15 protein-coding genes are annotated in these 15005 nt (G+C 50.7%); 3 read left to right on the top strand and 12 right to left on the bottom strand.

Annotated features, from left to right (window positions below):
• Positions 1 to 30: 30 nt before the first annotated feature.
• Positions 31 to 813: a divergent polysaccharide deacetylase family protein gene (locus EDM59_RS15165; protein WP_122924855.1), complete on the top strand. Its 783-nt coding sequence runs from the start codon at positions 31 to 33 to the stop codon at positions 811 to 813.
• On the opposite strand, the gene EDM59_RS15160 is transcribed toward EDM59_RS15165, so the two are convergent.
• On the bottom strand, positions 790 to 1521 hold the full coding sequence (locus tag EDM59_RS15160; RefSeq protein WP_122924360.1) for an N-acetylmuramoyl-L-alanine amidase family protein: 732 nt from the start codon (positions 1519 to 1521) through the stop codon (positions 790 to 792). The genes EDM59_RS15165 and EDM59_RS15160 overlap by 24 nt on opposite strands.
• A gap of 126 nt (positions 1522 to 1647) precedes the next feature.
• Here EDM59_RS15160 and EDM59_RS15155 point away from each other — a divergent pair, with 126 nt between their 5' ends.
• Both EDM59_RS15155 and EDM59_RS31065 read left to right on the top strand, forming a co-directional pair.
• Complete coding sequence (locus EDM59_RS15155) at positions 1648 to 2592, top strand: DMT family transporter (RefSeq protein ID WP_122924359.1); 945 nt, start codon at positions 1648 to 1650, stop codon at positions 2590 to 2592.
• Complete coding sequence (locus EDM59_RS31065) at positions 2555 to 2698, top strand: hypothetical protein (RefSeq protein ID WP_170184525.1); 144 nt, start codon at positions 2555 to 2557, stop codon at positions 2696 to 2698. The genes EDM59_RS15155 and EDM59_RS31065 overlap by 38 nt, the downstream gene beginning before the upstream one ends.
• A 519-nt stretch (positions 2699 to 3217) precedes the next feature.
• On the opposite strand, the gene EDM59_RS15150 is transcribed toward EDM59_RS31065, so the two are convergent.
• The 11 genes from EDM59_RS15150 to mdh all read right to left on the bottom strand — a co-directional run bounded on the left by EDM59_RS15150 (position 3218) and on the right by mdh (position 14993).
• Complete coding sequence (locus tag EDM59_RS15150) at positions 3218 to 4795, bottom strand: DHA2 family efflux MFS transporter permease subunit (protein ID WP_122924358.1); 1578 nt, start codon at positions 4793 to 4795, stop codon at positions 3218 to 3220.
• A gap of 13 nt (positions 4796 to 4808) precedes the next feature.
• On the bottom strand, positions 4809 to 6032 hold the full coding sequence (locus EDM59_RS15145) for an efflux RND transporter periplasmic adaptor subunit (protein ID WP_122924357.1): 1224 nt from the start codon (positions 6030 to 6032) through the stop codon (positions 4809 to 4811).
• Between the two features lie 4 nt (positions 6033 to 6036).
• The gene (locus EDM59_RS15140) at positions 6037 to 6696 is read right to left on the bottom strand and encodes an HlyD family secretion protein (protein ID WP_092266099.1); all 660 of its coding nucleotides are present in this window, start codon (positions 6694 to 6696) and stop codon (positions 6037 to 6039) included.
• 9 nt (positions 6697 to 6705) lie between these two features.
• Positions 6706 to 7134, bottom strand: a complete 429-nt coding sequence (locus tag EDM59_RS15135) for a MarR family winged helix-turn-helix transcriptional regulator (protein WP_122924356.1) — start codon at positions 7132 to 7134, stop codon at positions 6706 to 6708.
• A gap of 220 nt (positions 7135 to 7354) precedes the next feature.
• Positions 7355 to 8311, bottom strand: a complete 957-nt coding sequence (locus EDM59_RS15130) for a VanW family protein (RefSeq protein WP_122924355.1) — start codon at positions 8309 to 8311, stop codon at positions 7355 to 7357.
• 88 nt (positions 8312 to 8399) lie between these two features.
• Positions 8400 to 9485: a hypothetical protein gene (locus EDM59_RS15125; protein ID WP_122924854.1), complete on the bottom strand. Its 1086-nt coding sequence runs from the start codon at positions 9483 to 9485 to the stop codon at positions 8400 to 8402.
• A gap of 204 nt (positions 9486 to 9689) precedes the next feature.
• A complete protein-coding gene (gene phoU / locus EDM59_RS15120; protein WP_092266102.1) occupies positions 9690 to 10346 on the bottom strand; it encodes a phosphate signaling complex protein PhoU in 657 nt (218 codons plus the stop codon).
• A 124-nt stretch (positions 10347 to 10470) separates the two neighbouring features.
• Complete coding sequence (gene pnpS / locus EDM59_RS15115) at positions 10471 to 12234, bottom strand: two-component system histidine kinase PnpS (RefSeq protein ID WP_122924354.1); 1764 nt, start codon at positions 12232 to 12234, stop codon at positions 10471 to 10473.
• Positions 12235 to 12249: 15 nt separating this feature from the next.
• Entirely contained in the window at positions 12250 to 12945 is a 696-nt protein-coding gene (locus EDM59_RS15110; protein WP_122924353.1) for a response regulator transcription factor, read from the bottom strand.
• 149 nt (positions 12946 to 13094) lie between these two features.
• Entirely contained in the window at positions 13095 to 13865 is a 771-nt protein-coding gene (locus tag EDM59_RS15105; protein WP_122924352.1) for an enoyl-CoA hydratase/isomerase family protein, read from the bottom strand.
• 189 nt (positions 13866 to 14054) lie between these two features.
• Positions 14055 to 14993 carry a malate dehydrogenase gene (gene mdh / locus EDM59_RS15100; RefSeq protein ID WP_122924351.1) on the bottom strand — a complete coding sequence of 313 codons (939 nt, stop codon included), beginning with the start codon at positions 14991 to 14993 and terminating at the stop codon, positions 14055 to 14057.
• Between the last annotated feature and the right edge of the window lie 12 nt (positions 14994 to 15005).

Here is a 15005-nt window from a genome sequence, read left to right as displayed (position 1 = left end):
AAACAGAAGGAAGGCGATCCCATGTATGTAATGAAAAGGAGGGTTTGCATCTCTCTTTTGAGCGCCATTTTTCTCTTTCTCGGCACCAACGCATGGACGTATGCCGCCAAAACCCCTGAACCGATCTCATCCAAAAAGGTCGTCGCCTTTGTCATCGATGATTTCGGCAATAACATGGCGGGGACAGAAGAGATGCTGGCGCTTCCTGTTCCTCTGACTGTAGCAGTCATGCCGTTCATGCCTAGCACCAAGCAGGATGCCGAGCTTGCTCATCAAAAGGGACATGATGTTTTCGTACATATGCCGATGGAGCCGAACAAAGGAAAGAAATCGTGGCTAGGCCCAGGCGCCATTACAGCTGACCTATCCGATGAAGAGATCAAGAGCAGAGTACAAAAAGCCATCGATGACGTTCCCCATGCGATCGGGATGAACAACCATATGGGCTCCAAGATCACGGCAAATGAGCACATCATGCGCATCATCATGGGTGTCATCAAGGAGCGCGGTCTCATCTACCTGGACAGCAAGACGACGGACAAAAGCGTCGCAATCAAGCTGGCCAAAGAAATGGGAGTCCCGTATGCAGAAAACCAGATCTTCCTCGATGATGTCTACTCCGTCCCTCACATCACGCAGCAGATGGAAAAAATCTGCAAACGGATGACTACCATGCCGATGACCGTCGCGATCGGGCATGTCGGACCGCCTGGAAAGAAAACAGCCTCCGTTCTGCGCCAGTATATCCCGCGCTTGCAGAAGGAGGCCGAGTTTATTACGATTTCCAAGCTAGTTCGTCAATCGCTCCATTAGCCCCTTCCAAAAGCTTTCCTCGATCCTCCCCTCCATTCTCAGATTGCCTGTTAAAATGGCGTATTCGCTCACGGCTGTCTTGATCGCCTGAGCGATTTTTTCTTGCCCTTTGGGGCTGGTCAGCATTTCGCGATCAGCGCCATTACTGATGAACCCCATCTCTACGATGACAGTCGGACAGTAGCTGTGCCGCAAAACGTAATACGTTCCTCCCTTCACTGGCTTCTCGTGGGTACCTGTCAGCTTGTTCAAGGAGTCCTGAATCAGCTGCGCCAGCATGTAGCTTTGTTCATTGCTCTGGTACAGAACGACCGGGCCTCGGCGCCGCTTGTCCTTGGACCAGTTCACGTGCAGGCTGAGCATCATCTGCGGAACGAGCTCTTTCGCCAGGTTTTTGCGCTGCGCAAGATCACGAAGATGTCGGGAGCGCGAATTCAGCCAACGATTGTCATCACTAAGCGCTACGTCTTCCTGACGGTTCAACGCCACGCGATACCCTGCGTTCGTCAGCTCTTGATACAGCTGCTTGGCAATTGCCAAATTGATGTCCTTTTCATGCAAGTCTCCAAATGACGTGCCAGAATCCACACCTCCATGACCTACATCGATCAACACCTGAATGGGTGTTAGTGGAATGGCATTGCTGCGAACGGGAAAACAGGCGGTAACCAAAATCAGGGCTGCGAATATCAGGATGCTTTTTTTCATGCTTGTAGGATTTCCCGTTTAAAAGTAAACCTTTCAGCCAGCTGGGTAAGCATAACATTGTGAATTTTTCAGCCTGACGTTACAATAGAAAACATCGTGATTCTCCTCATATAAGAAGGTGCACTAATGGAACCATCCTCGGAAAAACCAGTATTTCCCCCTTATCTCGCTCTATTCTTGGGGGTTGTCGCTGTATCTACCTCGGCGATTTTTGTCAAACTGTCTCATGCCCCTGCTCCGATCATCGCCACGTATCGGCTGGTGTTCTCCGTCTTGCTGACGCTGCCTTTTCTGCTGTGGAACCGCGGAGCAATGGCGGAAATCGGGAAGCTTAGCCGTAACGTATGGCTTCTCTGTATTTTGTCCGGAGCGTTTTTAGCGAGCCACTTCCTGCTCTGGTTTGAATCGTTAAATTACACCTCGGTAGCCAGCTCTACGGTTCTGGTTACGCTCCAGCCCTTGTTTGCCTTTATCGGAGGTTATTTCTTCTTCGGCGAACGTGTCCGGCTGCTCGCGCTCTCGGGCGGGCTGTTGGCGATTGTGGGCAGCTTCGTCATCGGCTGGGGGGATTTTCGTGTAGGGGGAATGGCCCTGTGGGGGGATTTTCTCGCCTTGCTCGGCGCTGTAACCGTGACAGGCTACTGGCTCGTTGGTCAGTATGTCCGCCAGCACATGTCTTCTTTTGCCTACACTTTGGTCGTGTATTCAGCGACCAGCGTCATTCTCGTTGCTTACGATTTGGTTCTGGGCTATCCACTGGCTGGATATCCGGCTGCTGACTGGGGCTGGTTCTTCTGTCTGGCTCTGTTCCCGACCTTGCTCGGCCACTCCATTTTCAACTGGATCATCAAGTGGCTGAACACCACTACGATCTCCATGGGAATCCTGGGAGAACCAATCGGCACTGCGATTCTGGCATACTTTATTTTGGGTGAAGTCGTGACTCCTCCTCAATGGATCGGTGGTCTGATCATTATTGCCGGTATCTATCTGTTCATTCGCTACAATCAACCCGCCAAAGGAGTGAGCTCTGTTGAACAATCAACCACAACGCCGGAAAAGCTTGCGTGAATGGATAAAGGGACTGAGTGTCTGGTCCAAAATCGGGTGGACGATCCTGCTTGGCTACATCGTTGGGCGAATCGTGTACTGGATTGCGAAAGCCATTACTTCTTAGCATGCTTGAATGAAAAATCAAGAGCCTTTCGTTTGTTCCTTTTTGGGACGCGAAAGGCTTTTTTTGCTGGTTGTCTCAGTGGCTGTAGTGGAGGGGAGGAAAAGAGGGAAAACGTTCTGTTAGTAGGGGCCACTTGCGCTGGGGTCATCCCTGTACGGCTTCATTGCAAAAGCAGAACCCCGCGTCCAAAGTGGTATGTCACGGATGCTTGTTCAGAGGTGGACGCTAACGGCAGGTTCCGCTTTTTTCATTGCGCCTCGGCTGTGTCCCTAATGCCTTCGCTTTTTTCCCTCTTTTCCTCGGCCAGCTAGCCTGTTGTTCGGTTCATGTAAAGCGTGTCCAAGAAGAAGCGCTGGAGCTGCTGCACTGTCTCAAGAAAGGACCAAAGCCAAAAGCCCTCACATTAACCATCAATCAATCTCACAGCCCACTTCATTGATATTGCTCTAATATGATTCACACAAACAAAAAATCAGCCTGCTGAGCATCCTCAACAGGCTGATCTTATCCGCAGCTTTTTTAGGCAGCAGGTTTTTCTTGTTTGGGCGCTTCTGGGCTCTTCTTCTCTGGCTTCTTGTGCAAGAAGTACAACAGGAAGATAGAGAGCGCGATGGGGATGGTGGAGACGAGGAAGGTATCCCCGATTCCCTCTACCAAGGCTTCTTTGGCCATCATCCCGTAGAGAATCGTACTGGCTCCCCCTTGGGCACTGGCTGCGTCTACACCGACCTGCGTATACAGCCCTGAGAGACCCCCGATCAGCTGCGTCGCAACGTCTGTGTTCATGTTGTCAGAGATCGACGCCATGTGGAACGTTTGACGCGCCTGCATGATCACGGTCAGAATCGCAATGGCAAAGGAGCTCATAACCTGTCTGAGTACGTTGGAAAGTGGAGACGCATCACCGACGCGGGTACGTGGTACTGCGTTCATCCCGACCGTCGACAAGGTCATCATACACAAGCCGATCCCCAGACCACGAATGGTCAAAATCATGTTCATCCATTCATGCATACTGTCCGATGCCAGCTTGTGAAGCTCGAATGTCGTTACCGTCATGATCGACAAACCGACGAGACCGATTGGGCCTACTCCGTATTTGTCCATCAGCTTCCCACTGATCGGCATCATGACTGCCATCGCAATCGACTGAGGCATCAGCAGGATCCCTGACTCCATTGCCGTCATTCCCTGAACGTTTTGCAGAAAGATCGGCATCAGGAAGACCCCGCCCATCATCCCCATCATAACGAAACCGGAAGTCAAGATACTGATCGTAAACACCGGAATCTTGAGGAGCCGCAGATCAAGCAGTGGCTGCTCTTTCCCCAGCTCTACCCAAATGAACAAAGCCAGACTCATAATCGCAACGAAGAACAGACCCACGATGAAAAACGACGTCCATCCTTCCGCTTGCCCTTTACTGAACGCGAGCAGCAAGGTCCCGAAGCCGAGAATGGCCAAAAAGGCACCCAGATAGTCAAACTTGAGATCCGGTTTCTTAGGCGTTTCTTTCAACAAGACACTACTCATAATGACCGCAAAAATCCCGAACGGCACACCTACCAAAAACAAAAACTGCCAGCTTAAAAACTCAATCAAGTAACCACCCAGCGTCGGCCCGAGAGCAGGCGCTGTCATCGAGGCAATCCCGAAAATCCCTAAAGCCATCCCGATCTTTTCGCGTGGTACGATCATGTAGATCATGGACATCCCCAGCGGCATGATCATACCGCCGCTGACACCCTGGATTACACGAAACGCAATCAGCGAAGAGTCGCTCCATGCCAGTGCACAGAGCACCGATGAGATAGTAAAGAACGTAAGTGATAAAACGAAGACCCTTTTTGCTCCAAACTTCGCGGACAAAGAGCCACTCATCGGGATCATGACAGCGTTCGCCAGCATGTATCCCGTGAGTACCCACTGCATGGTTTCGGTCGTCGAACCGAAGATGTTCACCATGGTAGGGAGAGCAACGTTAATCAGACTGTTGTTCAGGATCGCGACGAAGGTTCCGGAGAGGATAGCGAGAAGGGACAACCACATTCCGCCGCTTCCGCCTTTTTCCTCTTTCTGTGCCACCGCTTCCGCCATGTCCTCACCCCCGTTAGTTTGCGATCACCTTAGTGCCCTCAGCCAATTTGTCGGTCGGATTCAGCACCACTTGATCGTTGTCATTCACACCTGCCGCAACGGTTGCCCAATCGCCATTTGTACCGCTCACCGTTACTTCTACTTGGTGAACTACATCCTTATCCACGGTGTAGATGTATTGCTTGCCGTCTTTTTGCAGGACAGCTGTCGAAGGTACTTTTGTTCCTTGCTCAGCCTGACCTTGCAGCATGACTTCTGCGACCATACCAGCACGCAGCTGACCGTCTTGGTTTGGCACGCGTACTTTTACAGGGAAGGAGCTGCTGTTGGCATCAGAGATCGGAGACACGAATTCCACGTTTCCTTTCAACACTTTGCCACCCAAGCTGCTGACTTTTACATCGACAGTCGAGCCTACTTTTACGTTGTTGATCTGTTCTTGTGGAACGCTTGCTTCTACTTTAACCTCATCCATTTTCACCAATACCAGAAGAGGAGAGCCTGCTGCGGCCATCTCGCCTGGATCCACGTTGCGTTTTGCTACGATACCTGTAATAGGTGCACGGACGATCGTGTTGTCATAGTTGGTTTTTGCCAGCTCCAGGCTGGAGTTCAAACGGCTAACTTCTGCTTGCAGGGCTGCAACGGTATCAGAGGTAGGGCCTGCTTTCGCCAGATCGTACTGTGCTTGCATTTGGTCCAGCGTGGTGCGTGCTTTCTCCAAATCCAGTGTTGTTTTCTCCAGTTCGGCCGCCGACAATGCGCCGGAGTCAAAAAGAGCTTTCATACGGTTGTACGTGCTCTCTGCTACCTTCAAGCTCGCTTTTGCTTGCTCGACAGTACTTGCGAGCTGCTGCAGCTGCTCGTTGCGGGCACCTGCTTTGGTATCGCGCAGTTTTGCTTGCGCTCCGGCAATCGCTGCTTGCGCTTGAACGATTTGCTGCTGATATTCCGATGCTTCCAAGGTCACCAGGACGTCCCCTTGTTTGACCACGGAGCCTTCATTTGCATTGACTGCTGCTGCTTTACCGGAAACCTTGGAAACCACTTGGATTTCTTCTGCAGCTGTGATTTTACCGCTGGCAATGACACCAGTTTGGGTAGAGGTGACTTTCCATGTTTTTACGACCCGCACACTTTCATCTGTCGTTCCAGATGAAGCCTCGCTACAGCCAGCTGTGATCAGCGAAACGGCTGTCAGCACGGCGCCGATTGTTTTCCAATGCTTGTTTTTCATATCCTTACATCTCCTTCACATGCACTTTGATCTCGACGTTCAGACCTGCTGCCAGATGCAAGCCAGCAGTGTCATCAATGGCAATCTTGATTGGGATACGCTGGGTGACTTTCGTGAAGTTACCGCTTGTATTGGTCGCAGGCAACAAGGAGAAAGTAGAGTTAGTCGCTTTCCCGATTTCCATCAGATGTCCACTCAGTTGCTTTCCTGGGTAAGCATCGACGGTAAAGTCAACCTTTTGGCCCAATTTCAAACGCGCGATCTCAGTTTCTTCCAGGTTTGCGGAGATGTACAATTTGTTCTCATCGATAACGAGAGCAACGGAAGTACCTGTGGATACAACCTCACCCTCTTTTGCTTGTGTCTTAATCACTGTTCCTGTAATAGGCGCACGCAGCACGCTGTTTTCCAACAGGTTCGTTGCAATGTTCGTAGTATCTTGTTGGCCGACGATTTGATCGGCTACTACAGTATCGCCTTCTTTTACAGCGAGTCCGGTCAGCTTGCCTGTCATTTTTGGCATGACACGATAAATATCTCCTGTAATACGAGCGTCTTGTGTGGTCACATAATGTGCGCCTTGATACCAGTAGTAGTAACCGATGCCGCCACCACCCACCACGATCAGGAGCAAAATGACATACAATACCAGTTTTCGCTTCATGGTTTCTCCTCAGCTTTCTATCTCTTCTAGTTTGGTAACCAACGCTTCTAAAGAGTTAATAATGTTATTGAGTTCTTCATCGGAAAAGCTGTTAAAATGCTGCTTGTAAATTTCACCGGATAAAAGATCAACCTTTTCGAACAGTTCTGTTATCTTCTCCGTTTTCCGAATCCAGACAACCCTGCGGTCATTCTCATCCCGGACCCGTTCCACCAATTGCTCTCTCTCTAGGCGATCAATGATTCCAGAAACAGTGCTATACGAAAGGTCAACGGCTTTACTGATCTGCCCGATTGTTCTTGGTTCTATCGAGATTTGCCGAATAACAACGAGTTGTGGTACAGTTAGCCCGTATTTGCACAGCTCTTTCGTCGCCATTGTGCCGAAAGTTTTATTTAAACGTTTCAGCAAGTCCCGGATATGCAATGGTCTATTCATGATGCACTCCTTTCCTACATAATGTTTCGTACACGAAATTTTATCACACGAAACACTATACGACTTTTTTGGTTCCGTGGCAACTATTTCTTTTGTTTAAATTTTATCTAAGTAATAAAATCTCACTTCGCTCTTCCGCCAAAAGTCGCGTCCTTGCTCCATTGGAAACGCTTTTAGCCTTATGGAGGGGAAAGTGCAATGAAAACGCAAAAACAGCACCTTACTCAGGTGCTGTCGGTTCATTCATGATGGGTGGGGTCTGCAGTGGTGGTGCTGCCGGTCCTTCCTCCGGAGTCTTGCGGCTTACACTCGGTACGTGACGCGGTTCGTACTCGATCTCTGGAAAGGAATGCACAGAGACATACATACTCCCGCCATACGCCTTCGCCCGGATTAAGACGGGATAGGCGTATTTGTTTTGAAAGACGAAATCAGGACCATACCAGCTAACGGTAGCATCCCGTCCTGGCCGCACATAAGCGACGTGCCGGCTATGGGAATAGCGCTGGACGATTTGCAAGCCAGCCTTGTCCACCGCATTAAAAAGCGTGGAGGAAACCTGGCAGATGCCTCCACCGATTCCTTCCGACAGCTCTCCCCTGACGATGACAGGGGCTTGGAGATAGCCTTTTGCTTTCGTACGCTTGCCGACCACCTTGTTAAAGGAAAAGATCTCGCCAGGCAAGACCACCGTGTTGTTGATTGCCTGTGAGGCTAGCGCGATATTATGTGAACGGTTTCGGTTGCCCGAATTAAAGTAGGTCGTATACTGTCCAATCACTTTTTTGCGCACCTGTGTCATCAGGGCTTGATCTACCTTGGGGTAAATCTCCTGGTAGGTAGCTTTGAGCGTTCCTGAGCCTGTTCCGTAATAATATTCATAGAATTGCTGTAGAAAGTCCGTCTCATTCAGCTTTCGTCCCTTTTTGTCCGGAACGACAGCGCCACTTTCGTTGATCGTCGCATTGATTGGCTCGACGTACACTTTCTTTCCCAACCGTTCGATCGTCATCCTCAGATGATTTTCATCAACGGTAGACACGCCCTCCCATGGCACGGTGTAGTCGGATCGATCCAGCATCGCGACCGTCTCCCCTTCCATCTCTACTTGCAAAAAAGGAATGGGATCGAGGGGATTGACCAGCATCAGCAAAGCCAGAGTCCAAGCATAACCCATCCGGCTGCTCACCTCCTATGTGTAGTATGAGCAGCCTTTCGGGTTTCATGCGATTATTTGGTTGGGGGGCTCACTGCTCGTCAAAGACTCACATTCTCGCCAGTCGACTCATGATGGCCTGGGCTACTGCTTTTAGCCGTTGCTGATCGGTTGCTTCGATGTAGATGGCGTTCAATTGATCGCGCAGCTCCTTCGCCACAGCAAGTGCAGCTGTCCCTTCTTTCATTTTTTGCGTGTACCGGGCTTTGATGTCGAACAGTTCATCTGCGTACTTCTCGTCTATTCCGGGGGTAATCGCTCGCTCGTACATGTCTACAACTTCATCGGATGGCTTGCTCGGGAAGTATTCATGTGGGGCCGTACTGTCGAAGAGCGCCACGCTCTTTTCCGGCAAAATCACCATGTCCAAGCTGTGCGGATCCAGACCACAGTGGTACACTTCTACGTCCAGGCCTTGCTTCTGCGCTTCAGCGACCAGCTTTTTCAGCATGGTTGATTTTCCTGAGCCGGGGCGGCCTTTAATGAAGTATCGTTTATCCAGATGATCTGTCAGCTTCATGATGTGATCGACTGGTCCCTGCGGCGTGGCTGCACCCAGATACATTCGTCTGACATGGGCGGTCTTGTTCAGAGGCTCTCCGGTAAAAAGCAAGCCCTTCAGTTCCTCCGTAACCTGATCGGCTTTTCCGCGATCCAGGTTTTCAATGTAGGGAGCCTCCCATTCGTCGTGGATTCGCAGCGCCTCCCCATAGGCCGCATACGCCTCCTGGCTTTTTTTGTCGATGCCATCGAACCACCCTGCGATCTGAACCGCGTAGGGAGTCAGCAGGTCCACGTTCAATGCGGTCTGCAGGTTTACATGAATCTCAATGACTCCCGGCGCCTGCGGCCGATATAGCCTCGGATAGCTGCTATCCATGATGGCGACCTTCCAGTCGTGCAAGATGACGCCATCGTATTTTCCATTTTCAAAAGGGGAATGAATCCACTCCACCTGCTCTATTTTTCTGCCCATCTCTTTGCCGATGCTCTCGATGATGGGAGACGTAATGCCCTCAACGACCCCAGACAGGTAGTAAATCCGTCCGATGCCCTCCAATACCGAATCGTAAAACGTCCGGTACCCTCGCGCTGTGTTTCCTGCAGCATAAATATGTCGCTCTCTCTTTGTCAAAGCCATTCCCTCCTGTACTTCCTGATGCAAGTGAAATCCCTGTATTGTATGCATCAAGACACCATTAGGCATCTGCCTCCTTCCGTCAACGTTAGAAAACTTGGCTCAGGCAAGCCTTTTGGAGGAGCCTTCGTTGCGCAAACAAAAAAGCCGATGCAAGCGAGGCTCGCAACGACTTGTTTCATCCATGACTCTCTTTATTGTTTATTTGTTCAAATCCGTCATTTTGCCCGTGGACATGTAAATAATCCACTCGCATATATTCGTCACGTGATCGGCAATCCGCTCCAAATATTGGGCAACCAGAAGCAGATGTGTCCCTTGGGAGATCGCCGTACCATTTTTGGTCATGACTTCCATCAGGTCGCGGAAGATCGTCGAAAACAACTTGTCGACGATATCATCGCGTGCTGCGATTTCTTCTGCCGCGTCTTTGTTGCGTGCGATATACGCATTCAAGCAATCACGTACCATCGCTTTGACGTGATCCGCCATCAATGGAATATCGATGAGCGGCTTGACGTACGGCTCTGCCATGAGTCGTCGTGTCGTCTTGGAGATCGAAACTGCGTGATCGCCCATCCGCTCCAGATCCGTCACCAGCTTGAGCATCGTCCCCAAACGGCGCAAATCGCTCCCCACCGGCTGCTGCAGAGCGATCAGCCGAAAGCATTCGCTTTGGATTTCCTGCTCCAGCTCGTTGATCACGTGGTCGTTGCCAATGACCTGTTCGGCCAATTGTACATCCCGTTCGACCAGGCTTTTGATCGATTTATGAATCGCTTCTTCTACCAGCGTTCCCATCGTCATCAGCTTGCGGTGCAGGACGTCTTGCTGCTCTTCAAAAGCATGTCGTGACATATCCTCGTCCCCCTTTATTTGCTTATCGCACATCCATTTCGCATGTGTTTTTATCTGTCACGACAAATAGTACAAGGGGATTGTATAGAGTCGGTGAAGGCAATATGATCTTTGTGTAAAGGTTTTACAAAAACGGCAGTGTGACCGTAAATGTCGTTCCCTGCCCTTCCCTGCTTTGCACACTGATCTGCCCATGCAAATTCTCTACGAGGTGTTTGACGATCGCAAGACCCAGCCCTGTTCCTCCAGAGTCGCGGCTGCGCGCTTTGTCTACCCGATAAAACCGTTCAAAAATACGTGGAATGTCCTTTTCTGGAATCCCGATGCCCGTATCGGATACCTCGATCAAGACTCGCTGTGCATTTTGTTCCGTATGGATGGTGATGGCCCCTCCCTCGGGGGTGTAGGCGACCGCATTCGAAAGCAGGTTGAGTACGATCTGCTGCAGACAATCCCGATCGGTCATGAGCAAAATCTCAGGCGTCTGATTCGGCAATGCGATCGACAGCTGCTTACGCTGTGCCTGATCATTCATGATCGCGACAGCTGACGTGATGAGCTCCTGCAGATGAACCTGATTCATTTGCAGCGGCAAACGTTTTTGCTCAATCTTGGACAGATCCAAAATATCCCGGATCATCCGGTAGAGCCGTTCACTTTCATCGGAAATAATCTGCAGGAAGTTGCGGCAGGTCTCTTCATCCTGCATCGCTCCCTCGAGGAGAGTCTCCGTAAAGCCTTTGATGGAGGTAATGGGCGTGCGCAGCTCATGGGAAACATTGGCGACGAAGTCACTGCGCATTTTCTCCAGCCGGCGAATTTCTGTAATGTCATGGAGCACCACGACTACTCCTCGCGCTTCCCCTTTGAAGTTGATGTAGGGGGCGAAGTTGACATCCAGCACACGCTCCTGCGGGTAGTAAATGTGTACTTCTTCTCGGAACTTTTCGCTGTTGTCCAGACAGCGGTCGATATATTTGCTAAGCCCAAAGCTTTTACCAGCCTCGATGTGCAGCTTACCCACGATTTCGTGACCCGCCGTCCCGAGCAGCCTCTCTACGGCCGGATTGACCAGCATGATCCGCCGCTGTTCGGAAATGAAGATAACCCCGCTCGTCATGTTCGTCAGTACCCCAGACAGACGCTGCTGATTTTCCGAAATCTCGTACATCTGCTGTTCCAGACTGGAGGCCATGAAATTGATGGCACCGGCTAACTGACCAATCTCATCCTTTGCCTTGATTCTGACGCGGCTCTCGTATTGACGCTGCGTAATATTGCGGGCTACCCGGGTAATTTCCTCAATCGGTCGAATAATAGAAAAAGAAATGCGAGAAACGACAATCGATCCCACCACAAGCGTAACCAAAAGCCCTGTAAGCAAGCTGTACCACATGTTGTGGATGGTATCCGTAATATCCTTCATGGACATGGCGGAGCGAACCGCACCCACGATCTGCGTGTCTTGGATAATGGGAACAGCTACATACATCATGTCGTGACCAAGTGTTTCACTGTAACGTCGCGAAATGCCCGTCTCACCCTTTAAGGCAGCGAGAAACTCTGGCCTGTCATGATGATTTTCCATCTCCTCGGCATAAGTGGAATTGTCGTACAGCACATTTCCCTTGGTGTCGATCAGTGTAAGCCTCACTTCATCGGTAGGGGCCACCTGCAGAATGCGCTCCTCCAGTGTCGCTTTGTCAGAAAGAACATCTGGAAATTGAACCGCCTGGGCGATCAGCTTTGACTCCCGTGACAGCAGCTCATTTAAGGATTGCAGGTAAGAGTTCTCCAAAACCTTCGCAAAATACATCCCCATCAGCAGCAGGACCAGCGATATCAAGCCGAGTATGGTCAAGGTTAGTTTGATTCGAAAACGAGTCAAAAGTATTGCCTCCCGTTACCCTTCCAATTTATAGCCCAGTCCCCGAACTGTTTTGATGTAGCGCGGATTCTTCGTGTCGTCCTCCAGCTTTTCACGCAAATGGCTGACGTGCACGTCTACAATACGGGAGTCGCCGATAAAGTCGTAGTTCCAGACGGCATTGAGCAGCTGATCCCGGGTCAATACACGTCCATGGTGGCTGGCCAAATAATGAAGGAGCTCAAATTCCTTTGGCGTCAGCTCGACTTTGTCGTCTTTGCGAAACACTTCGTATTTTTCCGGATAGATGCGAATATCCCCGAACTGCAGGACGATATCTTCTTGGGTAACGGACACTTCGGGAGTCGCCTGAATCCGACGGAGAATCGCCTTCACCCGTGCAACGACCTCACGCGGACTGAAAGGCTTTGTCAGGTAATCATCTGCCCCCAGCTCGAGTCCCAAAATTTTGTCCAGCTCATCATCTTTCGCTGTCAGCATCAAGATCGGCGTGTTTACCCGATCTTGGCGCAAGGTTTTGCACACGTCCATGCCATCCATTTTGGGCAGCATCAAATCAAGAATAATGAAGTCAGGCTGCTCGCTTTTCACCATGTCCAAAGCCTGTTTTCCGTCAAAAGCGGTTACCACCTGAAATCCGGACTTCTCCAAGTTGAATTGCAACAGCTTCACGATGGAAGCTTCGTCATCCACTACTAATACTTTAATCATGTAAAATTCCCCCTAGAGTGGTACCTTGGTGCTGGCATTGCGGAAGCGTATGATATCGTTTTTCTTCTCTCTACCTTCTCAGTCTGCCAAATCGGGGTTACGAAAGACAAGTTATTTTTTTGTAAAGGCACCTTAACAATCCATTTACGTTATGTCGAAAAACGGGGCTTTCGCTTTTCGGCAAATGCAAGACAGCCCTCTGGAAAATCGACGGGATCCACAAAGCTCCATGGCTCCTCCTGCTTCCACTGGCTCAGCTGAGCCGCTTTCTTGACCGCTCGCAGAACGGCGCCGGACTGCTCCATGATCGTACCCGCGAGGCTTAATACTGCTTTGTCCAAGTCCTCAGAAGGGAGCAGCTGGTTCAGCAGACCGATTCGCAACGCTTCCTGTGCCTCTATTACCTTTCCTGTATAGATCAGTTCAGTAGCGCGGCTGGGTCCAATCAGCCTGATGATTCTCCGCAGAAAGGACGGGCCAATGGTTATACCCAGCTTGCCTACCGGTATGCCCATTTTGGCATTCGCCGTCCCTACGCGCATGTCACAAGCCAGTGAGAGGATAAAGCCTGCCCCCATCGCTGGGCCATCCACCACTGCCACGACCGGCATGGGCACATTTTCAAAAACACGGATGGCTTCTTCCATCTGTTGAAAGGTCTGCTCTGCCTCTTCAATCGACATCTCACAAAACTCTTTGATATCTGCCCCCGCCGTAAATTGGCCCGGTGTGCCGCGCAGCAGGATCACTTTTGCTTTTGACGATTGGCCCGCCAGTCGCCCCAGCCGAGCCAGCTCCCCCCACATATTTGCGGTCAGCGCATTGCGAGCAGCCGGTCGATTGATGGTGATGATGGCTATCTTTGACGTCTCCTGCAGGGTTATTTTCCCATCGGGTACGCGTTTGATGTGGACTCTCATGACAGGCAATCCCCTCTCCCTGTTCAGATTTTCACGTCATTGTAGTTTATTATTCCTCCGGGCGTATTAGAAAACTTGGCTCCGCCAAGATTTATGGCGGAGCCTTGGCTACAAATTTTTATATACTCTTTCCTGTATAAAAAGACGCCTTCCAGATGAAAGGCGCCTTTTGTATAGCGTTTGTGATCCTTATTTCAAAACAGCCAGTACGTTGCGTACGGAGTCAGCAGACTTATCGAGAGCTACTTTCTCCTCAGCAGTGAGTTCCAGCTCAAAGATTTTCTCGATACCTTTTGCACCGAGCAGAGTCGGTACGCCCAGGTACAGATCTTGGTAGCCGTATTCGCCTTGCAGCAGTGCGATGGAAGGCAGAATGCGCTTCTTGTCCTTCAAGATTGCTTCCGCCATTTGAACCAGGGAAGCGGCTGGAGCGTAGTACGCCGAACCGTTGCCCAGCAGGTTGACGATTTCGCCCCCGCCAGTGCGTGTACGCTGTACGATTGCATCCAGACGATCTTTCGGAATCAAGGTTTCCAGTGGAATACCACCCGCGTAGGAGTAGCGTACCAGCGGAACCATGTCGTCGCCGTGACCACCCAATACAAAGCCCGTCACGTCTTCTACGGATACGTTCAGTTCCATCGCCACAAAGGTACGGAAGCGAGCGGTATCGAGTACGCCGGATTGACCAATGACGCGCTCTTTCGGGAAGCCGGACGTGGTGTAGAATGTGTAGGTCATCGCGTCGACCGGATTGGATAGAACGATAACAATGGAGGCAGGAGCATGCGTTTTTACCTGCTCCGCTACGGATTTCATGATGCCAGCGTTTGTGTTTACGAGATCATCGCGGGACATACCAGGCTTGCGTGCGATCCCAGCTGTGATGATAACCAGATCAGCATCCTTGATGTCTGCATAGTCAGCCGTACCTGTAATGGTTGCATCAAAGCCGAGTACCGGAGCAGATTCCATCATGTCCAGTGCTTTACCCTTTGTCGGGTTTTCCAATTGAGGAATGTCAACCAGAACGACGTCACCCAGTTCTTTTTGAGCCAGGATGAATGCTGTAGTTGCACCTGTAAAGCCGCTACCAATCACCGCAATTTTTTTGCGTTGGAAAGCCATGAATAATCCCCT

It is taken from the genome of Brevibacillus nitrificans (genome assembly GCF_003710965.1).
Classification (GTDB): Bacteria; Bacillota; Bacilli; order Brevibacillales; family Brevibacillaceae; genus Brevibacillus; species Brevibacillus centrosporus.
Note: the sequence above shows the minus strand (reverse complement) of the source record. Positions and strands in the feature narration are given on the sequence as shown.

Excerpts from the sequence above, each read along its gene's own strand:
- EDM59_RS15165 (WP_122924855.1), top strand. The coding sequence starts at position 31 with ATGAAAAGGAGGGTTTGCATCTCTCTTTTGAGCGCCATTTTTCTCTTT.
- EDM59_RS15160 (WP_122924360.1), bottom strand. The coding sequence starts at position 1,521 with ATGAAAAAAAGCATCCTGATATTCGCAGCCCTGATTTTGGTTACCGCC.
- EDM59_RS15155 (WP_122924359.1), top strand. The coding sequence starts at position 1,648 with ATGGAACCATCCTCGGAAAAACCAGTATTTCCCCCTTATCTCGCTCTA.
- EDM59_RS15150 (WP_122924358.1), bottom strand. The coding sequence starts at position 4,795 with ATGGCGGAAGCGGTGGCACAGAAAGAGGAAAAAGGCGGAAGCGGCGGA.
- EDM59_RS15145 (WP_122924357.1), bottom strand. The coding sequence starts at position 6,032 with ATGAAAAACAAGCATTGGAAAACAATCGGCGCCGTGCTGACAGCCGTT.
- EDM59_RS15140 (WP_092266099.1), bottom strand. The coding sequence starts at position 6,696 with ATGAAGCGAAAACTGGTATTGTATGTCATTTTGCTCCTGATCGTGGTG.
- EDM59_RS15135 (WP_122924356.1), bottom strand. The coding sequence starts at position 7,134 with ATGAATAGACCATTGCATATCCGGGACTTGCTGAAACGTTTAAATAAA.
- EDM59_RS15130 (WP_122924355.1), bottom strand. The coding sequence starts at position 8,311 with ATGGGTTATGCTTGGACTCTGGCTTTGCTGATGCTGGTCAATCCCCTC.
- phoU (WP_092266102.1), bottom strand. The coding sequence starts at position 10,346 with ATGTCACGACATGCTTTTGAAGAGCAGCAAGACGTCCTGCACCGCAAG.
- EDM59_RS15110 (WP_122924353.1), bottom strand. The coding sequence starts at position 12,945 with ATGATTAAAGTATTAGTAGTGGATGACGAAGCTTCCATCGTGAAGCTG.
- EDM59_RS15105 (WP_122924352.1), bottom strand. The coding sequence starts at position 13,865 with ATGAGAGTCCACATCAAACGCGTACCCGATGGGAAAATAACCCTGCAG.
- mdh (WP_122924351.1), bottom strand. The coding sequence starts at position 14,993 with ATGGCTTTCCAACGCAAAAAAATTGCGGTGATTGGTAGCGGCTTTACA.